Origin of the sequence: Agathobaculum butyriciproducens, assembly GCA_003096535.1 — a bacterium.
In the GTDB taxonomy this organism is placed as follows: Bacteria; Bacillota; Clostridia; order Oscillospirales; family Butyricicoccaceae; genus Agathobaculum; species Agathobaculum butyriciproducens.
In genome coordinates this window covers 1-8383 of the sequence record QEKJ01000032.1, presented here as the reverse complement: position 1 = coordinate 8383, position 8383 = coordinate 1, and the positions used below count along the sequence as shown (strand labels likewise).

Genomic DNA, 8383 nt, shown 5'->3' with positions numbered 1-8383 from the left:
ATACGCCGCTGTGAGATTCAGGGGAGGAACGACACCGGGGAGAACTGGCGAACTGACACCGAAATGATACCGAAACACGACAATCTGATAGGGGGATAGTCTACCCTATCGCTGATACTTCGGGAGATTTTAATCGGCTCTATGACCGTAATTTTGCCGAAAATCGCCCCGAAACCATACACTAAAACGGGAGGAAATACAATATGCCGAGAATGAGCAAAAAGAGGAAGCATGAGCTTTCCTTTTACCTCAATGACCGGGGGCGTGTCACTTACAACGAATTATGCCGGAAATGCCAGCATGGGTGCAAGCAGAGCTTCCGGGCGGTTGTGATTGACTGCCCCCGTTATTTATCCAAACGATCAAAGAAAAAGGAGGAACACACCGAATGAATTTTGAATTTATGACGATAGACACACCATTGCCGCCCTGTATGCCATTTCCCAGAGCGTTGACAGGATTTCCAGTCAGCAGCACCGCAAAGGTCATGTACTGCCGGATGCTGGACGCTATGCTATCCAAAGAGCAGGAGGACGAGAACGGAATCCTGTTTGTCTGCTTCCCTGTCACAGCCATTGCCGCAGTCCTGTCCCGCAGTCCCATGACGGTCAAGCGTTCTCTGAATGAACTGGAAAACGCCGGACTTATCATGCGGGTGCGTCAGGGCGTGGGAGAACCGAATAGGATTTATGTGCTGATACCGGGAAAGGAGGACGCTGCCCTTGCCTGATACCTCGAAGCTGGAAAAGCTCAACCGGGAGCTGGAGAAAAGCGAAAAGAAACTGCGGAAAGCCATCAATGATGAAAAGGCATTGCAGCACCAGTTAAAGCAGCTTACCCGAAAGGAACGGACGCACCGGCTCTGCACTCGTGGCGGTATGCTGGAAAGTTTTCTGCAAGAGCCGGAACGCCTAACAGATGATGATGTCATGCTGTTGTTGAAACTCATTTTTCACAGGCAGGACACGCAGGAACTATTGAAAAAAATGCTGGAACGGGAGAAGCCGGAAACCCCTTAGTTTACTAAGGGCGCAATTATACACCACCCAGAGGTTGGTGCATTGCGTTCTCCGAAGGCTCCTCGCCGGAGAGCTGTGATTTTCCGCAGTCATGGTCTGCTCCAAATCAAACAGGGGACGCTACACTTCCCCTGCGCTGGCTGCAGCCAGCTACCCTTTTGTGGACTTGCCTGTTGGGGACACCTTGCGGTGCAAGCTGTTCCCAGCCGACAAGTTTCATAAAATATGCTATCTTTTCGATAATCGATGAAGTATAATAAAGTCAGAAATAAATCAGGAATTTGAGGTCAAGGCTTAAACGTGAGGTTTATATGAAAAAATACCAATGTCCTTGCTGCGGATATTTTACCTATAATGTTCCGGCAAATGAAGATTGTGGGTATATTTGCCCCGTTTGTTTTTGGGAGAATGACCCGTTCATTGCTTCTGATAACGAACCAAGCGACTCTAATCATGGAATAACGCTAAAAGAAGCGAAATCCAATTTCTCAAAATTTGGTGCTTGTGAAAAAGAAATGTTATGTTATGTCCGACCACCAAGAGATGATGAAAAAGAAATTTCATAGCGACAACTTCCAACTTGTAGAACTGAAAAATTAGAAGTTGTAAAGGAGTGTGATAAAATGGAAACACTTTTTGACCAATACAAAGAACTGAATATAAATGGCTCTTTGATTTGTCTTGAACAAGTTGAAGATATTTATTCTTACTTCTGCTATCCGACCAATGCAAAGGCAATAGGTTTTGAAGGAAGTATTATGTATTGCTTTATTGAGCCGTATGGGGAAATGGTTTTTGCCTGCAATCCTGATACTTGTGCAGATGTTTTTGTTTATCCACTGGCAAGAACCTTTGAGGATTTTATGAGACTTATTCTTGCTTGTGGTTCTACTAATCCTATTGAGCAGATTATTTGGATGGACAAAGACAAATTTGAAAAACACCTCAAAGAGGAAGAAGCAATCCGCACAGAGGAACAGAAAGCGACATTAAGTTATCTTGAAACAGAATTAGTAATTTCCCCTATTGATAACCCTTATGACTATGTAAAAGAACTGCAATCTCGCTTTGACAATAGTGGCATTGAGTATAGTGATGAATACTATGATGTTTTGGGGATTGATAGAAAATAACAACAAATAAATTCCAGTTCGTCAGCTTCACATCGGGTCAACTTGGCGCTGTTGACAAAGTCTCGCTCCGCTCCGCCCTACCAACAAAAAAAGACGCCCTCTGGCGTCATCCGGCGTGTTTTATCATCCGTTTCAGGTTCAATGCGGTCGCCGACAAGAGGCAGTGGTCCTCCGCTGCCTCTAAGCCTCGTCGCAAAACGCGCGCTAAGTTGTGCTCGCGCTTCTGCGCGGAAAACGAGCCCTCGCACCAGACCTGTCGCAGTTTCAGCGCCTCCCGGTATTCCGGGCTGGAACGGCGTTCCAGGTTGCGCTGTCGGTCTGCCGCAAAGTAGCTGACGGACACCTTTCTTGCGCCGCGTTTGTCGCTCTCGCGCAGGCATTTTTCCCGCAGCGGACAGAGCGCACAGTCCCGCTTATCCGCCTGATACTCCCAAAACAGGCCGCTGGCGCTGCGGGCCAGCCGCCTTAAACACAGCTCTTTTCCAATGGGACAGAGGTACACATCACGGTTCTCGTCGCGGCAAAAATCGTCCCGCGTAAACTGGACAGACACCCGCGCGGCGGTCTTTTGCGGCCGCACGAAAAAGCCGATCCCCAGTTCACCCAGCGCCCGATGGGCCAGCGGAAAATCGTAGGCGGCGTCCGCCGTGGCAGCCTGAATTGGTACAACATTTTCGTGAATATGCTCGATCAGGCCCAAAAACGGCACAGAATCGTTCACATCTCCGGCAGTCACGGTCTGGCCTACGATGATGCCGTAGTCGCTGTCCACCGCCTGATGGGCGAGGTAATGAGGCCCCTCCGGTTTCCCCGGGCGCTTCAGATGACCCGACTCCGGGTCTGTGCGGCTGACGCGCTTGTGGGTGCGGCGGTTGTCCCGTTTGATCTGCTTTGTCCGCTTTTTGCGGCGCTTTCCGGTTCGCCGCTCAAGTTCCTCCAATCCTTCCTCCTCATAATCGTCCAGCCGTTCCCAGTAAACGCCGGCCTCCTCCGCGACTTCCACCAGTTCTTCCGACGCACGGGAGGCGTTGGCCCTCACATGGGTCGAGTCCGCCCCCACCACGCGCCCGCTGACCAGACCTTTTTCGATGCACTGCCCCACGACTTCTTCAAATAACCGCCGAAACACCTTGCGGAAGGACGGTTTCCGGCGGCGCAGCTGCGAGACGGTGCTGTGATCCGGCACCCGGTCGAAGAGGTCGAGGCCCAGGTACCAGCGCAGGGCGATGTCGGTCTGGACGCGTCGCTCGATCTGCCGCTCCGACGGGATGCCGTACAGGAAACCCACCAGCAGATACTTCACGATGACCACCGGGTCGATGGCCGGGCGCCCGTATTTTTTGCTGTAAAGCGGGGCTGTTTCCTCGTAAACGAAGGACAGATCCAGCGCTGCTTCCAACTTTCGGAGGAAGTGCTCCCGGGGCATCAGATCCTCGATCGTTACCATGTGCATTGCCAGCTGCATCCCATCACCTCAGGTCGTTTTCCTCATTATAACATACCGCGAGGGCTGTTGCGAGACTTTGTCAACAGCGCCAACTTGTCCCGAACTTTTACAACTAAATACCCGCCGCCCACACAGCGGCACACCGAGCAGGAAATCTGAAAGAAAGGTTTCCTGCTTTTTTTCTGCCCAAAATGAGGTGGTAAAACGCCACCCCGTCCACCAATTAGCGAAAGGAGGGACACGAAATGCCCTGTCCACACAACGAAATCACGATTGTTCAGCGCAGCCAGCGGCAGTCTGCGGTTGCCGCCGCTGCTTACCAGAGTGGCGAAAAACTGTTCTGTGAATATGACCAGCAAGTGAAGCACTACCCGGAAAAGCGTGGTATCGTCCACAATGAAATCCTGCTCCCACCTAATGCCCCACAGGAATATGCAGACCGCAATACTTTGTGGAACGCCGCCGAAGCGGTGGAAAAACAATGGAACTCCCAGCTTGCAAGGCGGTGGGTGCTTACCATCCCAAGAGAGATCCCGCCTGACCAGTACGCTGTCCTTGTCCGGGAGTTTTGCCAGCAGCAGTTTGTTTCCAAAGGAATGTGCGTGGATTTTGCCATTCATGACAAAGGGGACGGAAACCCTCACGCTCATGTCATGCTGACCATGCGGGCGATGGACGAACATGGGAAATGGCTTCCCAAGAGCCGTAAGATTTATGACCTTGACGAAAATGGGGAACGAATAAAACTTCCGTCCGGCAGGTGGAAAAGCCACAAGGAGGATACGGTTGACTGGAACGACCAGAAGTATTGTGAAATCTGGCGGCATGAATGGGAGGTCATCCAGAACCGCTATCTGGAAGCCAATGACCGCCCGGAGCGTGTGGACTTGCGTTCCTATGCCAGACAGGGGCTTGATATTGTCCCTACTGTCCATGAGGGGGCTGCTGTCCGGCAGATGGAAAAGCGTGGTATCCAGACGAATATCGGCAACCTGAACCGGGAAATCAGAGCCGCCAACCGCCTGATGAAGTCCATCCGGCAGCTCATCCAAAACCTCAAAGGCTGGATTACCGAGCTGGGCGAAAAACGGAAAGAGCTGCTTGCACAAAAAGCGGCGGAGGAAGCGACACTTCTTCCCAATCTGCTGATGAAGTATCTGGAGATACGCAAGGAAGAACGGAAGGACTGGACAAGGGCTGGACAGAACCGGGGGACTTCACAGGACTTAAAGGCAGTCAGTGAAGCCCTGTCCTATCTCCGGCAAAAGGGACTTTCCACTGTGGAGGATTTAGAAGCATTTCTGGAATCTTCCGGGAAATCAGCCGCAGATTACCGCAATCAGATGAAGCCCAAGGAAGCCCGCAGCAAAGTGATTGACGGGATTCTTGCTGCCCGGACAGCCTGCAAGGAATGTGAGCCTGTCTATGAGAAGTACCGGAAGATATTTTTTAAGAAAACTAAGGAGAAATTCAAGCTGGAACACCCGGAGGTTGCCCGGTATGAGAAAGCCGCTGCCTACCTTGCCAAGCACCCGGATGATAAGGACAGCACCCAAAAGAAACTGCAACAGGAGCAGGAAACGCTTTTGGAAGAAATCACAGAGCTGAAAGTACCGCTGACCGAGGTACAGGAGGATTTGAAGAAGCTGCGGGACATCCGCTACTGGGTACGGAAAGCCACCCCTGGCACAGAGGAAAGCAAAGAGCCGCCCAAGAAGCAGCCTATCAAGGAAGCCTTGCAGGATAAGGCAGATGAAAAGAAAGCCCAAAGAACTGTCCCAGCACAGGCGAAACACAAACAACAGGATATGGAACTTTAACAGGCACTTGCCATTTTCAATCAGAGAATGTCAGGTGCTTTTTTCTTTTTAAGGAGGGATAGATTTGAATGTATTTGAAGCTGTGAAGCAGTCCGCCACAACAAGACAGGCTGCGGAGCATTATGGAATCCATGTAAACAGGAATGGGATGGCTTGCTGCCCGTTCCATAACGATAAGACCCCAAGCATGAAGCTGGATCGGCGTTACCACTGCTTCGGCTGCGGCGCAGATGGGGATGTGATTGATTTTGCCGCCGCCCTGTATAGGCTGGGAAAGAAAGAAGCCGCCGTACAACTGGCACATGACTTCGGGCTTTCCTATGAGGACTGGAAACCGCCGGGAAAGGCAAAAAAGCCCAAGCCCCGGCAGAAATCCCCGGAGGAACAGTTTCAGGAAGCAAAGAACTGCTGCTTCCGTATTCTTGCCGATTATCTCCACCTACTTCGAGTGTGGAGAAAGGAATATGCCCCGCACTCCCCGGAGGAAGCCTTTCACCCCCGGTTTATAGAAGCCTTACAGAAGCAAGATCAAGTGGAATATCTGCTGGATGTGCTGCTGTTCGGGGAAACAGAGGAAAAAGCGGCTTTGATTACGGACTACGGAAAGGATGTGATACAGCTTGAACAGCGAATGGCAGAGCTTGCAGCCGCAGACGCAGCAAGAACTAAAAAACACCATGAACGCCATGCAGCCGCCCCAGAGCATTGAGGAAATCAAGGCGGGGCTGGAAACTACCGAGAAAGGCGGTGTCCGTCAGAGCATACGGAACTGCCTGACCGTATTCCAGCGTGACCCGCTGCTTTCCGGGGCTATCGCATACAACATTCTGACCGACCGCAAGGACATCATAAAGCCCATCGGTTTTCACAGAGAAAGCACAGCCCTGACCGATACGGACATGAAGTATCTGCTTCTCTATCTGGAGGAAACCTACGGGCTTACCAGTGAGAAAAAGATTGAAACCGCCATCGGGATTGTGGCGAATGAGAATAAGTACCACCCCATCCGGGATTTTCTGAACAGCCTTGCATGGGACGGGACTGAGCGCATCCGCTTCTGTCTGCGGCACTTTCTGGGAGCTGATGTGGACGATTACACCTATGAAGCCTTGAAGCTGTTCATGCTGGGGGCGATTACAAGGGCATTTAAGCCCGGAAGCAAGTTTGAAATCATGCTGTGTCTGGTAGGCGGTCAGGGGGCTGGCAAATCCACCTTCTTCCGGCTGCTGGCAGTCCGGGACGAGTGGTTTTCCGATGATTTGCGGAAGCTGGACGATGATAACGTGTACCGCAAGCTGCAAGGTCACTGGATAATTGAAATGTCGGAAATGATGGCAACCGCCAATGCCAAGAGCATTGAGGAAATCAAGTCCTTTCTAAGCCGCCAGAAAGAGGTTTACAAAATTCCCTATGAAACTCACCCGGCAGACCGCCCCCGTCAATGCGTGTTCGGCGGCACTTCCAACGCCCTTGACTTTCTCCCCCTTGACCGTTCCGGCAACCGCCGATTTATCCCGGTCATGGTGTACCCGGAGCAAGCCGAGGTTCACATTTTGGAGGACGAAGCCGCTTCCAGAGCCTATATCAGCCAGATGTGGGCGGAAGCAATGGAGATTTACCGAAGCGGCATGTTCAAGCTGTCATTCAGCCCAGCCATGCAGCGGTATCTCAAAGAACACCAGCGGGATTTTATGCCGGAGGACACCAAAGCCGGGATGATACAGGCTTACCTTGATAAGTACACCGGGGAAACGGTCTGCTCCAAGCAGCTCTACAAGGAAGCCTTAAACCACACCTTTGATGAGCCGAAGCAATGGGAAATCCGGGAAATCAACGAGATAATGAACCAGTGCATTACCGGGTGGAACTACTTTTCCAATCCGAGGATGTTTGCGGAATACGGCAGACAAAAGGGCTGGGAGCGTGAAATCCCGGCAACGGACACCGACAACCCGCCCGAAAAATCTATGGACGGTTTTGTGGAGGTCACAGAGCAGATGGAGCTTCCATTCTGAAAATGACAGCCCGTTGCCGACTTCGTTGCTATCCCGTTGCCGAGCCGGTTGCCGGGGAAAATCCCTTATTTCCGGGCTTTTTCCCTCTCTGACAACCAAAACAACAGAAAAATAAAAGAAAAGTATAAATAGTAATCAACGCCAGATTGAGATTGTTTGCAAGGTCTTTTGAAGCCCGTTGCCGGACTTCGTTGCCGACCGTTCTCTGTCTGGCTATTTTCATGTATGGAGGATAACTGCCTATGGCGAAAAATAAGACCAAGATTGAAGTGACAACCGTATTTGACGGGGAACTGGACGCCACCGATGTGTTCGTCAGCCTGATTTCCCAGAAATACGGCAAAACAAATACAAAAGAATATCTTGCTAAAAAGAAAGATTTGAAGTATAATGAAGATGAGGTTCAACAGAGCCAGATACCGTCTGGATTGTGTGGGTAAATGGCTATGATGAACGAAATGGAATACAGAACAATCGGTTCAGCACTTGCCGGGGGCTATCGTGCGGCGGTCTATTGCAGGCTGTCAAAGGACGATGACCTGCAAGGCGAAAGTGCCAGTATCGCAAACCAGCGTGATATGCTGGAAAAATACTGCGAAAAGCAGGGATGGGAGGTTGTGGCAGTCTATCAGGACGATGGCTTCACAGGTCTTAATATGGAGCGTCCTGATTTACAGAGAATGTTGAGAGCCATTGAGCGCAGGCAAATCAACCTTGTCATCACGAAAGACCTCAGCCGACTGGGGCGTAACTATTTGCAAACAGGGCATTTGATTGAGGACTTTTTCCCAAGAAACGGTGTCCGCTATATCGCCATGAATGACGGTATCGACACCCTGCGGGATAACAACGATATTGCCCCGTTCAAGAATATCCTGAACGAGATGTACAGCAAGGATATTTCCAAGAAAGTCCATTCCTCTTATCTTCTGAAAGCGCAGAAAGGACA

General features: G+C 50.9%; 11 protein-coding genes. 10 read left to right on the top strand and 1 reads right to left on the bottom strand.

The window, feature by feature from the left end; all coding sequences use genetic code 11:
• Window positions 1–203: 203 nt before the first annotated feature.
• The 5 genes from C7386_RS12740 to C7386_RS12720 all read left to right on the top strand — a co-directional run bounded on the left by C7386_RS12740 (window position 204) and on the right by C7386_RS12720 (window position 2152).
• The gene (locus tag C7386_RS12740; protein WP_054328105.1) at window positions 204–392 is read left to right on the top strand and encodes a hypothetical protein; all 189 of its coding nucleotides are present in this window, start codon (window positions 204–206) and stop codon (window positions 390–392) included.
• Window positions 389–730, top strand: a complete 342-nt coding sequence (locus tag C7386_RS12735; protein WP_054328106.1) for a replication initiator protein A — start codon at window positions 389–391, stop codon at window positions 728–730. Before C7386_RS12740 ends, C7386_RS12735 begins: the two co-directional genes overlap by 4 nt.
• Window positions 723–1019 (top strand): DUF3847 domain-containing protein, encoded by a 297-nt coding sequence (locus C7386_RS12730; protein WP_009296086.1) that lies wholly within the window; start codon window positions 723–725, stop codon window positions 1017–1019. Before C7386_RS12735 ends, C7386_RS12730 begins: the two co-directional genes overlap by 8 nt.
• Before the next feature lie 311 nt (window positions 1020–1330).
• The gene (locus C7386_RS12725; RefSeq protein ID WP_006575072.1) at window positions 1331–1585 is read left to right on the top strand and encodes a CPCC family cysteine-rich protein; all 255 of its coding nucleotides are present in this window, start codon (window positions 1331–1333) and stop codon (window positions 1583–1585) included.
• Between the two features lie 57 nt (window positions 1586–1642).
• On the top strand, window positions 1643–2152 hold the full coding sequence (locus C7386_RS12720) for a hypothetical protein (protein WP_054328107.1): 510 nt from the start codon (window positions 1643–1645) through the stop codon (window positions 2150–2152).
• 106 nt (window positions 2153–2258) lie between these two features.
• Here the strand turns inward: C7386_RS12720 and C7386_RS12715 are convergent, their stop codons facing one another.
• Window positions 2259–3617, bottom strand: a complete 1359-nt coding sequence (locus C7386_RS12715; protein ID WP_116705686.1) for an IS1182 family transposase — start codon at window positions 3615–3617, stop codon at window positions 2259–2261.
• A gap of 227 nt (window positions 3618–3844) precedes the next feature.
• Between C7386_RS12715 and mobQ the strand changes: the two genes are divergently transcribed.
• The 5 genes from mobQ to C7386_RS12680 all read left to right on the top strand — a co-directional run.
• The gene (gene mobQ, locus C7386_RS12705) at window positions 3845–5419 is read left to right on the top strand and encodes a MobQ family relaxase (protein ID WP_116705684.1); all 1575 of its coding nucleotides are present in this window, start codon (window positions 3845–3847) and stop codon (window positions 5417–5419) included.
• Window positions 5420–5483: 64 nt separating this feature from the next.
• Complete coding sequence (locus C7386_RS12700; protein ID WP_116705683.1) at window positions 5484–6128, top strand: CHC2 zinc finger domain-containing protein; 645 nt, start codon at window positions 5484–5486, stop codon at window positions 6126–6128.
• Complete coding sequence (locus tag C7386_RS12695; protein WP_116705682.1) at window positions 6097–7434, top strand: virulence-associated E family protein; 1338 nt, start codon at window positions 6097–6099, stop codon at window positions 7432–7434. Before C7386_RS12700 ends, C7386_RS12695 begins: the two co-directional genes overlap by 32 nt.
• Window positions 7435–7676: 242 nt before the next feature.
• Window positions 7677–7874: a hypothetical protein gene (locus C7386_RS12685; protein ID WP_002595176.1), complete on the top strand. Its 198-nt coding sequence runs from the start codon at window positions 7677–7679 to the stop codon at window positions 7872–7874.
• Window positions 7875–8383: recombinase family protein (locus C7386_RS12680; protein ID WP_165815560.1), on the top strand; the 509-nt coding region annotated here is incomplete at its 3' end. It abuts the gene before it with no gap.

Excerpts from the sequence above, each read along its gene's own strand:
- mobQ (WP_116705684.1), top strand. The coding sequence starts at position 3,845 with ATGCCCTGTCCACACAACGAAATCACGATTGTTCAGCGCAGCCAGCGG.
- C7386_RS12720 (WP_054328107.1), top strand. The coding sequence starts at position 1,643 with ATGGAAACACTTTTTGACCAATACAAAGAACTGAATATAAATGGCTCT.
- C7386_RS12715 (WP_116705686.1), bottom strand. The coding sequence starts at position 3,617 with ATGCAGCTGGCAATGCACATGGTAACGATCGAGGATCTGATGCCCCGG.
- C7386_RS12725 (WP_006575072.1), top strand. The coding sequence starts at position 1,331 with ATGAAAAAATACCAATGTCCTTGCTGCGGATATTTTACCTATAATGTT.
- C7386_RS12740 (WP_054328105.1), top strand. The coding sequence starts at position 204 with ATGCCGAGAATGAGCAAAAAGAGGAAGCATGAGCTTTCCTTTTACCTC.
- C7386_RS12685 (WP_002595176.1), top strand. The coding sequence starts at position 7,677 with ATGGCGAAAAATAAGACCAAGATTGAAGTGACAACCGTATTTGACGGG.
- C7386_RS12735 (WP_054328106.1), top strand. The coding sequence starts at position 389 with ATGAATTTTGAATTTATGACGATAGACACACCATTGCCGCCCTGTATG.
- C7386_RS12695 (WP_116705682.1), top strand. The coding sequence starts at position 6,097 with ATGAACGCCATGCAGCCGCCCCAGAGCATTGAGGAAATCAAGGCGGGG.